Below are 13858 nucleotides of genomic sequence, written 5' to 3'. Positions count from 1 at the left end.
TCTCAACGCACCGGCCCGCGTGGTTCCATGACGGGCGCAGACGCCTGCTGCATGGACTGACGCATCGCCGACTGCTCCAGCGCATCGACCGTCGCGCCGGCCTGTGTGCGCAGATCGCGTCCCGCGTCCATGGCGGCCAGTGCCTGGGTATCGCGGGTGAAGCTGTCCCAGTCGCCGTTTCGCGCCGCCGCGAGCATGCGGTCGACCTGCATGGATAAGGCGTGCTCGTGGGCATTCCGGCTGGACCTGCCCTCGGCAGGCACCGCGCTTCCGTACAAAGGCTGAAGCTCATAACGTGCTCGCACGGCCTCATCCACCGGCTCGGCGCTGTAGGGGTCGGGGACCCTACCTATGTCGCGCCGAGGCACCAGGAGCTCGTTGTAACCCTCCGGCTCCAGGCGGTTTACCTTGCCGGTGATTCGATAGATGAACATGCCCTCTTCGGAGCGATGCACCACGTTCAGCCTTGGGTCCTCCGGTTCGATGCTCTTCTGCAGAAACGGCTTGTCACTGAGGCGGTTGAGGTAATCGATCACCATGTTGCCCGCGCGCGTCGACAGCCCGTCGCGGTGATAACTTCCACCCACGTCCGAGTGCGCGCCGGGAACGTAGATCCCAGCGAACCGGCCATCGGCACTGATGCCCGGATCGATGATGTGGTCGGATTTGAACAGGCTGCGTTTTTCATCCATCGCCAACAGTTGGATTCCCGAGATCACCGAGGGCGGAAGCCTTCGATCATCGTTCCGGACTTCATTGCCGGTACCCACTGGATCGAACAGCGCCACTGCCTGAGCCACCTGGCCTGGCGCCACCAACGGCGGCCTGGAGTACTCGGCGTGCCTCACTAATCCGTCGGCGGTGTAGGTATAACTCGCTCCGCGTGGGTCTTGAATACCACGCTCATGGACGAGTCGCGCGAAGATCGCGGCTTCGTCGCCGCCTCGGCTGAACCCGATGTCCGCGAGGGAAATCTGAGTCTGCGGATCAGCCTTTCGCCATGCGTAAGCCTGTTCAATGAATTGCTTGTACATCGTTTCAGCGCGCTCCTCCGCGGTATAGCCATCCATACCGTCCAGAGTTCGCTTGATCGGATTGGCTTGAGTGCCGGCCCCGGCGATGTACCCGGCCGCAATACGATGGTCTCCGGCGTCGTTCGCCGCTTCGATCCGATGAGCGATTTTCGCCACGTTGGTCTGGTGTTGCGGATCACTGATCGCGTCGTTACCAGTACCATCAAAACCTGCCACAAAGAGATGTTCGTGGGGATTGTCTGCGTGGTTGAGCACCGGCATCTGGAAAGAAGCCAGAAGCTCACGATCCTGCGAGTAAATGCCTAGGCGATCCTTGTCCGCCGGATAGTGCGTCACGCCATCTGAGAGGATGCCATCTGGCTCCAGATTGTGGTTCTCGGCCATTCCATAGCCCTCCAATCAGTAAGTGTGTGTCCAAGCGAGGATCACATCATCACGAGCGTCGCTGTATTCGTTGTCCGGCACTTGTCGATGCTGAGTGGGTATGAGGGCTCTCATGTAGACACTGATCGTGCGGTCATTGACCTCGAGATAAATACTGGGGTCGAGGAAGAGTCCTTGCGGGTACATGTTCGGAACGAACTCGTCGTCGGGAACTTTGGTGAGTACCCGCTCGTCCTTGAAGATCTGGGCGAGATCGATGGTGGCGGTGTGACTAGTTCCGTCTAGCGAAGTCCAGCTCACCGTTGCTGGTCCGGGAAAGTTGCGTACCCCGAGATAGAACGCATAGTTCCAATCGTCTCGATAGTCGGGGGATGGCGGTCGGTCGGTAGGCGCGTCGGTCGCGAACGGCGTGAATTCATGGTTGTCATACAGCACGCTGCATTTGACCGTGTTGTATGCCTTGGCCTCGAAGCTATGACGAAGGAAGCGCAACGGCAGCAGATTGCCGTTGACCGTGTGCTGTGCGACGGGCGTGCTGGACATGGCGTGGGTGCAACCGGTGAGAGGAAGCATAGAGAGGCACACCGCCAGGGCGCGGTGCAGGCTGGGCGAGGGCCGTTGGCCGTTCATGCCAAGTGCCAGCGGCAGGTCGGCAAGGGAGATGATCCCGCCTTCGCTGTCCCGTGTTGCTGTGGTCGCGGGCGTTTGCGATGGCAGGACGATATGAGTGTGCACCGGCTGGCTCCTTGCATGGCGTGCTCCTTGGCGTTGCGCCAGTTCACTGGCTCCGCGAGAGCCCGATGCTAGACAGGCGCAGCGGCTCAGCACAATCCGAAAATGTCCCGACACGCTGTCAGTCCGTGCATTTCTGTGACGGGATCGGTGGTGCGCGCATTTGCTCTATAAATGAAGTAAGGTTAGCAAAAGCTTCATCTATGGAGTAATGCATGCAGGCTCAGGCGCGAACTGAAACGACGCCCGCCCCCGACCTCGGTGGCCCGGCGCTGCGCAGCTTTTTCCGGCTGGCCGAGGCGTGGCAGCTGCGCGTGGCGGAGCAGCGCAAGCTGCTGGGCGATCCGCCGGAGTCCACGTTCTACAAGTGGAAGCGCGAGCAGGACGGGGCGCCCGGTCGCGACGTGATCGAGCGCATCAGCTACCTGCTGGGCATCTTCAAGGCGTTGCAGATCCTGTTTCCCGATCCGGCGCAGGCCGATGCGTGGTTGCGCAAGCCGAACCAGGCCGCGCTGTTCGGCGGACACTCGGCGTTGGAGCGCATGCTGTCGGGCAACGTGGCGGACCTGTTCGTGGTGCGCCAGTACCTCGACGCGCAGCGCGGCTGAGCCGCGACGTGTCGCCGGTCGCGTTCGACGAGACGCCGCGCACGGACACTGCGATGGCTGATACGCCCTCATTCCATCGGCGCGCGCACCGGGGAGCACGCCGGTTCCGCGGCTGCGCCGCCAAACGCTGACTGTCGACGCCACCGTGTCCAATGCCCCGCCCCCGATCAAGCGCATCCGCTGGAGCCACGCCTACCGCATCGTGCCGAGCCGGTTTCCACCAGTGGGCGTATTCGACCGCATCGCCGATCCGGCGGACCTGGACGCGGTGTTCGCGATCGAGGCGCTGACCAATCCGCGCCTGCGCGAGGAAGCGGATGCGCTGAAGCTGGTGCCGAAGGCGCGTCGCATCAGTGGTCCCGGCACCACGCCGGTGATGGCCGCGTTCACTCATCTCAACCCCGAGGGCAGCCGCTTCTCCGATGGCAGCTGGGGCGTGTTCTACGCGGCGCACAGCGTGACCACAGCGGTGGAGGAAACCGTTTACCACCGCGAGCGCTTTCTTGCCGCCACCGCCGAGCCGCCGTGCGACATCGCCATGCGCTGCTATCGCACCAGCATCAGCGGCCGACTGCACGACCTGCGCGGCGGCTGGCCGACGGCGCACGATCCGCACAGCTATGCGGCCAGCGCGCCGCTGGCGCGACAGCTGCGCGCGGCCGACTCCAACGGCATCGTCTACGACAGCGTGCGGCATGCCGGCGGCGAGTGCGCGGCGGTGTTCTATCCCGATCTGCTGGCGCCGTGCGTGCAGACCGAGCACCTGATCTACCGCTGGGACGGCGCGCGCATCGCGATGGTGTTACGGGTGTCGGAGCTGCCGCGTCCGCGCTAGGGTTCGAGGCTTGTGAACACGGAGACGAGAACGCGATGAATCGCTGGATGCTGCTGACCATGCTCTGGCTTCTGCCCGTGCTGGGCGTGGCCCGTAACCACAATGCCGAGAACGACCATGCGCAGTGGCGCGGCGAGATCGCCGCGTTCGAGGCGGCCGATCGCGCGCAACCGCCGCCGCCGGGCGCGGTGCTGTTCATCGGCAGCTCGTCGATCCGCTTGTGGACCACCCTGGCCGGCGATTTCCCCGAGCTGCGCACGATCAACCGCGGCTTCGGCGGCTCGGAGATCGATGACGCCACGCATTTCGCCGACCGCATCGTGGTGCCCTACCGGCCGCGCGCCATCGTGATGTATGCGGGCGACAACGACATCGCCGACGGCGACAGTCCGCAGCACGTTCTGGAAGATTTCCAGGCCTTCGTGCGCACCGCCCGCGCGGTCGATCCGGACGTGCCGATCGCCTTTCTCGCGATCAAGCCGAGCGTGGCACGGCAGTCGCTGCTGCCGCAGATCCGCGCGGCGAACAGCGAGATCCGGGCGTGGGCCGCGAGGCAGAAAGGCGTGAGCTATCTGGACGTGTTCACGCCGATGCTCGGCCGCGATGGCCAGCCGGACCCGAAGTGGTTCCGCGAGGACGGCCTGCACATGAACCGCCGCGGCTACGCCCTGTGGGTCGGCATCGCGAAGCCGTGGCTGGACGCTCTGAAGAAGTAGATCCCGCGCCGCCGCGGCCACTCACCCTGTGAGCGACAGGCGGCATTGGTGGGAAAAGGCAGGTCGCTCACAGGGTGAGCTCCTGCTTTGCTGCGTGTCAGGTATCGGCGTTGGTCGCCCAGCCCTCGCGGGTGCCGTAGTTGAACACGCGGTCGCTGGCCTCCAGCACGTCGCCCGCGGCGTGCGGCGTCCGCGTCGCGAGGCGCGCGTAGATCGGGGTGAAGTCCGGCGTGGTCGCCTCGAACAGCTGCTTGAAGCTGTCGATCACGAAGTAGGTCTGCTGGTAGGTGTCGATGCGGTAGCGCGTGCTCATCACGCGCTCCAGGTCGAAGCCGATGCGGTTGGGCGCTTCCGAATCCAGGCAATAGATCGACTCGCCCTTGGAGCTGACGATGCCGGCGCCGTAGATGCGCAGGCCGTCCGGCGTATCGATCAGGCCGAACTCCACCGTGTACCAGTACAGCCGCGTGAGGTTCATCAGCGCCTCGGGGCCGATCGCGAACGCCTTCATGCCACCGCGGCCGTAGGCCTGCATGTAGTCGGCGAACACCGGGTTGAGCAGCAGCGGCACGTGGCCGAACAGGTCGTGGAACAGGTCCGGCTCGCTCAGGTAGTCGAGTTGGTCGGGCTTGCGGATCCACCAGCTCACCGGAAAGCGGCGATTGGCCAGATGGTCGAAGAACACCTCGTCCGGCAGCAGCCCTTCCACCGCCACGATCTGCCAACCGGTGGCGGCGGTCAGCACTTCATTGAGTTCGGAAAACTTCGGAATGCCATTTTCGCCCATGCCGAAGCGCGCCAGGCCATCGAGGAATTCCTGGCAGGCGCGGCCGGGCAGCAGCTCGCACTGGCGTGCATACAGCGTGTTCCACACCTCGTGGTCGGTGGCGCTGTAGCTGTCCCACGGCTGCTCGACCACACCGGTGGCATACACCGGCACGTAGCCGCGATCGGTCTGCTGGTGCTCGACTTTGCGGGGTGCGGCATGGTCCATGGCGTAGTCTCCGAAAGCGGCGAGCGTGGCCCATGAGCATACGGCCAAGCGTGCGCACGAAGCTTGTTTTGTTGCTGAATACCGGACTTTCAGTGCAATATTCGGTACATAATCGCAAAAAATACCGAAGGATCGTGCATGCCTTCCCTTGACCGCACCGACCTGCGCTTGCTCGCCGAACTGCAGGCGCACGGCCGCATCACCAACGCCGAGCTGGCCGAGCGGGTCAGCCTGTCGCCGTCGGCCTGCCTGCGCCGGGTGCAGCGACTGGAGGCCGAGGGGGTGATCAGCGGTTACGCCGCGCAGGTCGATCCGCAGGCGGTGGGGCTGGGGCTGCAGGCCTTCGTGCGCGTGCAGCTGGCCAAGCACGAAGCCTCGGCGATCGAGCGCTTCGTGGCGCACGTGGGCGAGTGGGAAGAAGTCGTGGCCTGTCATGCGCTCACCGGCGACATGGATTACCTGATGCACGTCTACGTAGCCGACCTTGAGCACTTCTCCCGCTTCCTGCTCGACCGCCTGCTCAACGCCTCGGGCGTGGCCGACGTCAATTCCAGCTTCGTGCTGCGCACGGTGAAGCGCTCGCCCTCGCTGCCGCTGGGCCAGCTGTCCGGCTGAACCGGTGCGGCCGTCCCTGGCATGCGCCGCATGTCGTTGCGGGAAACTAACGCTAAACTAACCGGCTGATGAGCATGGACACCGTCACCGCCCCCGAACGCGCGCCCTGGCAGCCGATCCGCTACCTGTGGCGCGTGCCGCTGCTGCTGGGGCACATCGTGCTGGGCGTGCTGCTGTGCTCGCTGATCCTCAGCTGGAACCAGCACCGCGTGATGAAGAACGGCCGCGCGCCGTTCGCCCACCGCATGATCAACTGGTGGTCGCGCATGCTGATGCGCATCTTCGGCCTGCGCTCGGTGCTGATCGGCCGGCCGCTGCCCGACCCGGTGCTGTTCGTCGCCAACCACACCTCGTGGATCGACATCGAACTGCTGCACAGCCAGCGCGCGGCCTGCTTCGTGGCCAAGGCCGAGATCGCGCGATGGCCGCTGGTGGGCTGGATGGCCGCCACCGGCGGCACCATCTTCCATCGTCGCGGTTCCAACCACTCGCTGGCCTCGGTGATGGCGGTGATGGTGGAGCGCCTGCGCGGCGGCCGTTCGGTGGCGGTGTTTCCCGAGGGCGGCAGCGGCTACAACGGCGTGCTCAAGGTGTTCCACGCGCGCATTTTCCAGGCTGCGCTCGACGCGAACGTGCCGGTGCAGCCGGTGGCGCTGCGCTTCGCCCGCCACGGGCGTCGCGTGATCGACGCCGGCTTCCGCGAGCACGAGAGCTTCATGGGCAACTTCCTGCGCCTGCTCGGCAGCGCGCCGCTGGATGCCGAGGTGCACTTCCTCGACCCGGTGCCGTCCACGCCCGACGCGCGCCGGCGCATGGCGGAACTGTCGCGCGAGCGCATCGCCGCCGCGCTGGAAGACGCCGTACCGGACCAGGCCACCGCATGACCCTGCCGCAAGGACGCGACTTCCAGCCGCCGTGGCCCCTGCGCAGCGGCCACATCCAGACCATGCTCTCCTCCAGCGGTGTGCGTCGCCTGCTGTTGCCGAAAGCCGCGCGCACCGTGCTCGAGGGCGCCGAACCCGTGATGGTGAGTGGCGGGGCGGACGTGCGGCTCAGCGGCGCGTATACCGCCCAGCGCACCGGTGCCCCCTCGCGCGGGCTGGCGGTGCTGTTCCACGGCTGGGAGGGCAGCCTCGACTCCACCTATGTGCTGCAGACCGGCAGCCGGCTGCTGGCCGAGGGCTGGGACGTGTTCCGGCTCAATTTCCGCGACCACGGCGACAGCCATCACCTCAACGAAGCGCTGTTCCACTCCTGCCGCATCGACGAAGTGGTGCATGCGCTGGCCGAGATCGCCGAGCGCTGGCCGACCCGACCGATGGCGCTCGCCGGATTTTCGCTGGGCGGCAACTTCGCCCTGCGCGCCGGGCTGATGGCGCCGCAGCACGGTATTCCGCTGGCCTACACGCTGGCGATCTGCCCGATCATCGATCCGGCCGAAGGCCTGTTCTCGCTGGAGAAGCAGGCGCCGTGGTTCTACCAGGCCTACTTCATGCAGAAGTGGCGCCACTCGCTGCGGACCAAGCAGGCGGCGTTTCCGCAGCACACCTATTTCGAGCTGGCCGAGCTGAAGCAGAACCTGCGCGGCCTCACCGAGGCGCTGGTGCTGCGGCATACCGATTTCGATTCGCTCGAAGCGTATCTGGACGGCTATTCGGTGGCCGGCGACGCGCTGCGGGCGATGCAGATTCCCGCCACCATCATGACCTCGCGCGACGATCCGGTGATCCCGGTGAACGCGTTCGAGCAGCTGCGCCTGCCGCCCAACATCGAGCTGGACATCGCCCGCTACGGCGGCCACTGCGGCTTCATCCGCGGCTTGGACATGACCAGCTTCACCGACGACTACATCGCCGCGCGTTTCAACGCGATCGCCGACGCGCGCTGATCCTCAGGGAAGCACGCCGAGCTCGCGCCGGCGCATCCAGCAGGCGATGCTCATGCGCTCGCGCGTGGCCGGCAGCACCTCGTGCTCGAAGCGGTCGGACAGGAACAGCACCAGCGTGCCGGCCTGTGGCATCACGTCGTGGGTGCGGCCCTCGTCCAGGAACAGGCGCAGCGCGCCGCCGTCGTCTGGATCCCACGCCTCGTTGAGGTAGTACACCGCAGATACCACCCGCGCATCGCTGTGGCGCAGGCGATCGAGATGGCGCGCATAGCGCGTGCCGGGTGCATACACGGCGTAGTGCGCCTCGCTTTCCACCAGGCCGAGCATGAGGCTGCGGTTGAGCGTGTGCCGCAGCGCCTCGAGCGCCTCGACGAACGGCCGCTGCGCTTCGCTCAGTGCGTTCATCTCGAACCAGCGCGTGTGGTCGCCACGCAGCGGCGTGGCGGTGCGGTCGCCGCCCACGCGAGCCGGTGTCATGCGATGCGCCGCGTGCATCGCGGCGCACTCCTCGGCCAGCGCGGCGGTGGTCTCCTCCGGCAGCAGCCGCGGTAGCACGCACCAGCCGGCCGTGGCGAGCGCATCGGCAGCCGCATCGAATCGCGACGACAGGGAGTCCATGGAATCGTGCACCAGCGGAAGGGATCGGACCGGCCCGCGCGCGGCGGGTCGAGAAGCATACGCGCTGCGCCCTGGCACCGCGCGTGCCGCGTCAGCGCAGCGGATCGAGCAGGCCGCGCAGGCCGTTGTGGTCCAGCTCCAGCGACAGCGCCAGCAGCCGGCCGAGCTGCCCCGGCGGAAAGCCCTTGCGCGCGAACCATGCCAGGTAGGCGCCGGGCAGGTCGCCGATCAGCCGCCCCTCGTACTTGCCGTAGGGCATGCGCACGGTGACCAGCCGCTTGAGATCTTCCGGCTCCATCGCTGCCTACTTCGCGAACAGTCGCGAGGGGTCGGCGAAGGCCTTGAACTCCAGCGCGTTGCCGCACGGGTCGCGCAGGAACATCGTGGCCTGCTCGCCCGGCTGGCCGACGAAGCGTACGTGCGGCTCGATGACGAAACGGACCCCGGCCAAGCGCAGGCGATCGGCCAGCACCTGCCAAGCGTCCATCGGCAGCACCAGGCCGAAGTGGCGCACCGGCACCGCGTCGCCGTCCACGTCGTGCGCGACTGCGGCACGCACTTCCTCCGGCGCGAGGTGGGCGACGATCTGATGGCCGTGGAAATCGAAGTCCACCCAGTCCGCGCTGCTGCGCCCTTCCGGACAGCCCAGCAGTTCGCCGTAGAAGGCGCGCGCGCTGGCCAGCGAGGTGACCGGGAAGGCGAGGTGGAACGGGGGCATCGAGGACACGGGGCAACTCCGGTAGGTAGTGCATTGTGCGTGCGCGGCGCCATCGTTGCATCCGTCGCCGACATGGAGAGAGACGCCGTCCAGACCCGCCGAGGGCGCAGTCGGATCGGCGCCGTGGATCGCTGCGCGTGCCGCCGCACGCGTGTTCGCGCTCGGGTAGTGCGCGGGCCGATGCTGGGTGTCGCCAGACAAAACATGTCTAATCGACGTCCATGCATATCGTCATCGCTACCGTGGGATCGCTCGGCGACCTGTTTCCGTTTCTGGCGGTTGGCCGGGTGCTGGCGCGGCGGGGGCATCGGGTTACCGTGGCTACGCATGAAGTGCACAGCGGCGCGGTGGAGCAGGCGGGGATGCACTTCGCCGACGCCAGTGGCATGCCCGAACCGGACGACCGCGCCGCGTTCACCGCCAAGGCGTTCCACCCGTGGCGTGGACCGGCGTTCGTGGTGCGCGACTTCGCTGCGGCGGACGTGCGCGCCAGCTACCAGAAACTCGCGCCCGTCTGCGCCGGCGCCGACCTGCTGATCACCAGCACGCTGGCTTTCGCCGGGCAGATTCTGGGCGAGACGGGTGAGGCGGCCGGGCGCTTGCGCTGGCTGTCGGCGGTGCTGGCGCCGGCCAGCTTCCTGTCGGCGTACGACATGCCGGTGACCGGCATCGGTATGGTCGATGCGCTGGTGCGCCATTCGCCCACCCGCGGCCGCGTGCTGCAGTGGCTGGCTCGCCGGGTCACGCACGGCTGGACGGCGCCGGTGCGGGCGTTTCGGCGCGAGCTGGGGTTGCCCGCGCAGTCGCCGCTGGGCGATCCGTTCCATCGCGGCCAGCACGCGCCGCGCGGCGTGCTGGCGCTGTTTCCGGCGCTGTTCGGCGCGCCGCAGCCGGACTGGCCGCAGAACGTCCACCTGTGCGGCTTCGCCCGCTATGCGCAGCCGGTGAATCTGCCGCCGGCGCTGGCGGAATTCCTCGACGCCGGAGCGCCGCCGCTGGTGTTCTCGCTCGGCTCCACCGCGGTGCATGCGAACGCGGCGTTCCTGCGCGAAAGCCTGCAGGCCGCGCGCTCGCTGGGCCGGCGAGCGGTGCTGTGCACGGGGTCGGCAGCGATGCGCGCCACCCTGCCGGGTGAGCTGCCGGCCAGCGTCCATTGCGTCGATTACGCGCCGCACGCGCAGCTGTTTCCTCGTGCCTCGGTGGTGGTGCACCACGGCGGCATCGGCACCAGCGCCGAAGCGCTGTGCGCCGGGGTGCCCATGCTGGTGGTGCCGCACGGCTTCGATCAGCCGGACAACGCGGCGCGGCTGGCACGCCTCGGCGTGGCGCAAAGCCTGCCGGCAACGCGTTATCGCGCCGATCGCGCCGCGGGTTTGCTGACGCAGCTGCACGATCCGGCCTGCCGCGCCCGCGCCCGTGCGCTGGCCGCATCGTTGGCAGGCGATGGCGCCGTGGCCGCGGCCGATCGGGTGGAAGCGGCGCTCACCTGATCACCGCGGCATCACCGCCCGTGGGTCATAGCTGGCGACCCGCTCCCGGAGTTCCGCCATGTCCCGTCCGACACGTTTTCCGTCCCTGTTCTGGGGCATGCCGCTTGCACCGTGGATGGGGTTGGCCGGCCGTTCGGCGGATACCTGGCTGGCTTCCGGCGCGGTAATTGCCGAGCGCACGCGTCGCATGGCCGCCATGGGCGCCAGCCCGAGCCGCGCCGACCAGCGCGAGATGCGCCGCATGGTCGACGAGAAAGTCAGCGCCACCGGCGAGTCGGCCCAGGCCGTGACGGCGCAGGCGGTCGCGCTGGCGCAGACGTCGGCGATGCGGTGGATGGCGTTCGTCAACGCGCAGACGATGGCCGTGCTGGGGTTCGGACGCATGCCGTCCTCCGCTCCCACCGCCAGCGCGGCGATGCGCGCGTCGGTGGCCATGGGCGAAGCGGCGCTGGCGCCGTTCCACCGCCGCGCCACCGCCAACGCCCGGCGGCTGCGCAAGCGCTGACTGCGCGCCGGTGCTCGCCTGATCGGCGCCGAGCGACGCAGCCCTAGAGCTGCGATGCGGTCTGCAGCGCGAGCCAGTCCAGCACGCGCTGGCGCCACGGTCGGCGCTGCCACTGCGCGTGGGTCAGCGGCGTGGCCTTGGCGATGTCCGCGTTGATCACGTCGGTCATGTGCGCGGCGAAGGCGCGGTCGTAGACGTTGATGTTGGCTTCGTCGTTGAGCTGGAACGAGCGATTGTCGAAGTTGGCCGAGCCGGCCATCGTGAGATAGCCGTCCACCACCATCAGCTTGTTGTGCAGCAGCGAGGGCTGCCAGCGGTACATGCGCGCGCCGGCCTGCAGCATCGCGCCCCAGCGCGCCTGCGAGGCACCGCTCACCACGTGGCTGTCGACGTGCGGCCCTGGCACCAGCAGCCGGATCGCCACGCCCCGCTCGAGGGCGCCGCGCAGCGCGCGCAGGGTCAGTTCGTCCGGAACGAAGTACGCGGCTTCCAGATCGATGCTCTGCCGCGCGCCGTTGATCGCCAGCAGGTACATCAGCTGCATGTTCTCGCTGCCGCCGTTCGGCGAGCTGGCGAAGGCCTGCACCGCCAGCGTGCCGGCGGCGGCGACCTGCGGGTAGTAGTCCGGTCCCAGCAACACCTCGCCGGTGGCGGTGAGCCAGTTGTCCTCGAAGATCGCCTGCATCTGCTGCGCAGCCGGGCCCTCGACGCGGAACTGCATGTCGCGCCAATGCTCCGGGTCGTCGGCGTGGCCATTCCACGCATCGGCGATGCCCACACCGCCGGTGAACGCCACGCGGCCGTCGACGATCAGCAGTTTGCGGTGCGTGCGGTTGTTGACCCGGTCCAGCGTGTACCAGGCGAGCGGATGGAAATACTCGAACTGCACGCCGCCGGCGCGCAGCGCATCGATCGCCGACTGTTTCATGCGGGTGGAGCCGGCCCAGTCGGCCAGCACCCGCACCTTCACGCCCGCGCGGGCGCGCTCGGTGAGTGCGGCGATGAAGTCCCGCGAAATATCGCCCGACCAGTAGATGTAGGTTTCCAGGTTGACGCTGTGCTGCGCGGCGCGGATTGCCGCCAGCATCGCGGGAAAGATCTCCGCGCCGTTCTGGTAGTCGGCCACCGCGTTGCCGTCCACGATGGCCGGTCCCAGCATGGTTCCCGCCTCGCGGCGGAACTGCGCGCTCTGCACCGGGCTGACCGGGCCGATGCGCCGCTCCAGCTGCTTCTCCTGCGGCCACAGGTTGAGCAGCACCACGCCGAGCGCGGCCGCGCCCACGGCGCCTGCCGCGATCCACCCCGTGCGACGTTTCCAGGTTCGTGCTGCGGCCATGTCGGTGGGTGTCCTAAAGATGGTGCGGGTAGCTGGCGCGGGGCGGATGGCCCCTGCGCACGCAGAGCGTGCAGGGTGTCAGTCGCCAGGTGACGCCCGCGTGCGGACCTCCTCGTGCCGCCACTGGCCGAGTTACCGGGGAGACTCGCACTCGTCCCCGACCGCAGGCATCGGCGGCTGCACGATTGGGCGTTGGCGCGTTATGTTGGGCATCTGTTCCCCTGCCGAGGAGTGCCACGATGCGCATGATCGCCGCCGTTCTGATGTTCGTGGCGCTGCCCTTGGCGGCCGCGCCGCAGCTGGACAAGCTGACCCTGCCCAAAGGCTTCCACATCGCCGTGTATTCGGACCAGGTGCCCAATGCGCGCGAGCTGGCGGTGGGCGCCAAGGGCACCGTGTTCGTCGGCTCCAACGACGCCGACAAGGTCTATGCGCTCACCGACGCCAACGGCGACGGCGTGGCCGAGCGGGTGCGGGTGATCGCCAGCGGCCTGCAGCTGCCGGTCGGCGTGGCCTTCAGAAACGGCGACCTGTACGTGTCGGCGGTGAGCAGGATCCTCGTGCTGCGCGACATCGAGAACCACCTCGACGATCCGCCCGCGCCCGAGGTGGTGAACGGCTCGTTCCCCACCGAGACGCACCACGGCTGGAAGTTCATCGCCTTCGGCCCGGACGGCAAGCTCTACGTGCCGATCGGCGCGCCGTGCAACGTCTGCGACCGCGGCAAGGCGTACGCCAAGATCACCCGCATGAACGCGGACGGCAGCGGCCTGGAAGACGTCGCCTACGGCATCCGCAACTCGGTCGGCTTCGACTGGCAGCCCGGCACCGACCGCTTGTGGTTCACCTCCAACGGCCGTGACCTGATGGGCGACGACATGCCCAGCGACACGCTCAACGAAGTCACCCGCAGCGGCCAGCATTTCGGCTTTCCGTACTGCCACCAGGGCGACACGCTCGATCCGCAGTTCGGCCAGGGCAAGCGCTGTGCCGACTACACGCCACCGGCGCTCAAGCTCGGTCCGCATGTCGCCTCCCTGGGCATGCGCTTCTACACCGGCAAGCAGTTTCCGGCGCCGTACCATGGCGCGGCGATCATCGCCGAACACGGCTCGTGGAACCGCACCAAGAAATCGGGCTACCGCGTGATGACGGTGCGCCTCAAGGGCAGCAAGGTGCTGTCCTACGAGCCGCTGATCACCGGCTTCATGCAGGACGAAAAGGTGTGGGGCCGACCGGCCGACGTGCAGATGCTGCCCGACGGCAGCCTGCTGGTCAGCGACGATCTGGCCGGCGCGGTCTACCGCGTGACCTACAGCGCGCCTTGAAGGCGGTCCGCGTGGCGGCCTGCGGCGGATCATCGCCGGAATCGGCGGCCGCGCGGG

16 protein-coding genes are annotated in these 13858 nt (G+C 67.7%); 9 read left to right on the top strand and 7 right to left on the bottom strand.

All coding sequences use genetic code 11. The features are described from left to right. Window positions 1–2: 2 nt before the first annotated feature. Together ISP17_RS00400 and ISP17_RS00395 are read right to left on the bottom strand one after the other, a co-directional pair. The gene (locus ISP17_RS00400) at window positions 3–1418 is read right to left on the bottom strand and encodes a phospholipase effector Tle1 domain-containing protein (RefSeq protein WP_404629533.1); all 1416 of its coding nucleotides are present in this window, start codon (window positions 1416–1418) and stop codon (window positions 3–5) included. A gap of 15 nt (window positions 1419–1433) precedes the next feature. Further along, window positions 1434–2153 carry a hypothetical protein gene (locus tag ISP17_RS00395; RefSeq protein ID WP_404629532.1) on the bottom strand — a complete coding sequence of 240 codons (720 nt, stop codon included), beginning with the start codon at window positions 2151–2153 and terminating at the stop codon, window positions 1434–1436. A 212-nt stretch (window positions 2154–2365) separates the two neighbouring features. On the opposite strand from ISP17_RS00395, the gene ISP17_RS00390 reads away from it, so the two are divergent. From ISP17_RS00390 to ISP17_RS00380, 3 genes are all read left to right on the top strand, one after another. After that, a complete protein-coding gene (locus ISP17_RS00390) occupies window positions 2366–2758 on the top strand; it encodes an MbcA/ParS/Xre antitoxin family protein (RefSeq protein WP_404629531.1) in 393 nt (130 codons plus the stop codon). A 145-nt stretch (window positions 2759–2903) separates the two neighbouring features. Further along, window positions 2904–3593: an RES family NAD+ phosphorylase gene (locus tag ISP17_RS00385; protein ID WP_404629530.1), complete on the top strand. Its 690-nt coding sequence runs from the start codon at window positions 2904–2906 to the stop codon at window positions 3591–3593. Window positions 3594–3628: 35 nt separating this feature from the next. Beyond that, window positions 3629–4309, top strand: a complete 681-nt coding sequence (locus ISP17_RS00380; RefSeq protein WP_404629529.1) for an SGNH/GDSL hydrolase family protein — start codon at window positions 3629–3631, stop codon at window positions 4307–4309. Window positions 4310–4406: 97 nt separating this feature from the next. Here the strand turns inward: ISP17_RS00380 and phhA are convergent, their stop codons facing one another. Then, window positions 4407–5303, bottom strand: coding sequence for a phenylalanine 4-monooxygenase (phhA, locus tag ISP17_RS00375; protein WP_404629528.1), 897 nt, complete (start codon window positions 5301–5303; stop codon window positions 4407–4409). A gap of 138 nt (window positions 5304–5441) precedes the next feature. Between phhA and ISP17_RS00370 the strand changes: the two genes are divergently transcribed. The 3 genes from ISP17_RS00370 to ISP17_RS00360 all read left to right on the top strand — a co-directional run bounded on the left by ISP17_RS00370 (window position 5442) and on the right by ISP17_RS00360 (window position 7806). After that, complete coding sequence (locus ISP17_RS00370; RefSeq protein ID WP_404629527.1) at window positions 5442–5918, top strand: Lrp/AsnC family transcriptional regulator; 477 nt, start codon at window positions 5442–5444, stop codon at window positions 5916–5918. A 68-nt stretch (window positions 5919–5986) separates the two neighbouring features. Then, window positions 5987–6802 (top strand): lysophospholipid acyltransferase family protein, encoded by an 816-nt coding sequence (locus tag ISP17_RS00365; protein WP_404629526.1) that lies wholly within the window; start codon window positions 5987–5989, stop codon window positions 6800–6802. After that, window positions 6799–7806, top strand: a complete 1008-nt coding sequence (locus ISP17_RS00360) for a YheT family hydrolase (protein WP_404629525.1) — start codon at window positions 6799–6801, stop codon at window positions 7804–7806. Before ISP17_RS00365 ends, ISP17_RS00360 begins: the two co-directional genes overlap by 4 nt. Window positions 7807–7809: 3 nt before the next feature. On the opposite strand, the gene ISP17_RS00355 is transcribed toward ISP17_RS00360, so the two are convergent. The 3 genes from ISP17_RS00355 to ISP17_RS00345 all read right to left on the bottom strand — a co-directional run bounded on the left by ISP17_RS00355 (window position 7810) and on the right by ISP17_RS00345 (window position 9142). Further along, complete coding sequence (locus ISP17_RS00355; RefSeq protein WP_404629524.1) at window positions 7810–8424, bottom strand: 2OG-Fe(II) oxygenase; 615 nt, start codon at window positions 8422–8424, stop codon at window positions 7810–7812. A 91-nt stretch (window positions 8425–8515) separates the two neighbouring features. Next, on the bottom strand, window positions 8516–8722 hold the full coding sequence (locus ISP17_RS00350) for a DUF3820 family protein (protein WP_404629523.1): 207 nt from the start codon (window positions 8720–8722) through the stop codon (window positions 8516–8518). Window positions 8723–8728: 6 nt separating this feature from the next. Continuing rightward, a complete protein-coding gene (locus tag ISP17_RS00345) occupies window positions 8729–9142 on the bottom strand; it encodes a VOC family protein (protein WP_404631375.1) in 414 nt (137 codons plus the stop codon). Window positions 9143–9363: 221 nt separating this feature from the next. Between ISP17_RS00345 and ISP17_RS00340 the strand changes: the two genes are divergently transcribed. Both ISP17_RS00340 and ISP17_RS00335 read left to right on the top strand, forming a co-directional pair. Continuing rightward, window positions 9364–10632, top strand: a complete 1269-nt coding sequence (locus ISP17_RS00340) for a glycosyltransferase (RefSeq protein WP_404629522.1) — start codon at window positions 9364–9366, stop codon at window positions 10630–10632. A 58-nt stretch (window positions 10633–10690) separates the two neighbouring features. After that, window positions 10691–11137, top strand: a complete 447-nt coding sequence (locus ISP17_RS00335) for a hypothetical protein (RefSeq protein ID WP_404629521.1) — start codon at window positions 10691–10693, stop codon at window positions 11135–11137. 43 nt (window positions 11138–11180) lie between these two features. Here the strand turns inward: ISP17_RS00335 and ISP17_RS00330 are convergent, their stop codons facing one another. Then, window positions 11181–12473 carry a phospholipase D-like domain-containing protein gene (locus tag ISP17_RS00330; RefSeq protein ID WP_404629520.1) on the bottom strand — a complete coding sequence of 431 codons (1293 nt, stop codon included), beginning with the start codon at window positions 12471–12473 and terminating at the stop codon, window positions 11181–11183. A 239-nt stretch (window positions 12474–12712) separates the two neighbouring features. Here ISP17_RS00330 and ISP17_RS00325 point away from each other — a divergent pair, with 239 nt between their 5' ends. Beyond that, window positions 12713–13801 carry a PQQ-dependent sugar dehydrogenase gene (locus tag ISP17_RS00325; protein ID WP_404629519.1) on the top strand — a complete coding sequence of 363 codons (1089 nt, stop codon included), beginning with the start codon at window positions 12713–12715 and terminating at the stop codon, window positions 13799–13801. The last annotated feature ends 57 nt before the right edge of the window (window positions 13802–13858 follow it).

The sequence above is a fragment of the Dyella ginsengisoli genome, assembly GCF_044904665.1.
Classification (GTDB): Bacteria; Pseudomonadota; Gammaproteobacteria; order Xanthomonadales; family Rhodanobacteraceae; genus Dyella_A; species Dyella_A ginsengisoli.
This window is presented reverse-complemented; position numbering and strand designations above follow the sequence as displayed.

Bases quoted from the DNA above. Each gene is read 5' to 3' on its own strand.
- ISP17_RS00345 (WP_404631375.1), bottom strand. From the start codon at position 9,142: ATGCCCCCGTTCCACCTCGCCTTCCCGGTCACCTCGCTGGCCAGCGCG.
- ISP17_RS00355 (WP_404629524.1), bottom strand. From the start codon at position 8,424: ATGGACTCCCTGTCGTCGCGATTCGATGCGGCTGCCGATGCGCTCGCC.
- ISP17_RS00340 (WP_404629522.1), top strand. From the start codon at position 9,364: ATGCATATCGTCATCGCTACCGTGGGATCGCTCGGCGACCTGTTTCCG.
- ISP17_RS00325 (WP_404629519.1), top strand. From the start codon at position 12,713: ATGCGCATGATCGCCGCCGTTCTGATGTTCGTGGCGCTGCCCTTGGCG.
- ISP17_RS00370 (WP_404629527.1), top strand. From the start codon at position 5,442: ATGCCTTCCCTTGACCGCACCGACCTGCGCTTGCTCGCCGAACTGCAG.
- ISP17_RS00330 (WP_404629520.1), bottom strand. From the start codon at position 12,473: ATGGCCGCAGCACGAACCTGGAAACGTCGCACGGGGTGGATCGCGGCA.
- ISP17_RS00335 (WP_404629521.1), top strand. From the start codon at position 10,691: ATGTCCCGTCCGACACGTTTTCCGTCCCTGTTCTGGGGCATGCCGCTT.
- ISP17_RS00350 (WP_404629523.1), bottom strand. From the start codon at position 8,722: ATGGAGCCGGAAGATCTCAAGCGGCTGGTCACCGTGCGCATGCCCTAC.
- ISP17_RS00365 (WP_404629526.1), top strand. From the start codon at position 5,987: ATGAGCATGGACACCGTCACCGCCCCCGAACGCGCGCCCTGGCAGCCG.
- ISP17_RS00380 (WP_404629529.1), top strand. From the start codon at position 3,629: ATGAATCGCTGGATGCTGCTGACCATGCTCTGGCTTCTGCCCGTGCTG.
- ISP17_RS00400 (WP_404629533.1), bottom strand. From the start codon at position 1,418: ATGGCCGAGAACCACAATCTGGAGCCAGATGGCATCCTCTCAGATGGC.
- ISP17_RS00390 (WP_404629531.1), top strand. From the start codon at position 2,366: ATGCAGGCTCAGGCGCGAACTGAAACGACGCCCGCCCCCGACCTCGGT.
- phhA (WP_404629528.1), bottom strand. From the start codon at position 5,303: ATGGACCATGCCGCACCCCGCAAAGTCGAGCACCAGCAGACCGATCGC.
- ISP17_RS00360 (WP_404629525.1), top strand. From the start codon at position 6,799: ATGACCCTGCCGCAAGGACGCGACTTCCAGCCGCCGTGGCCCCTGCGC.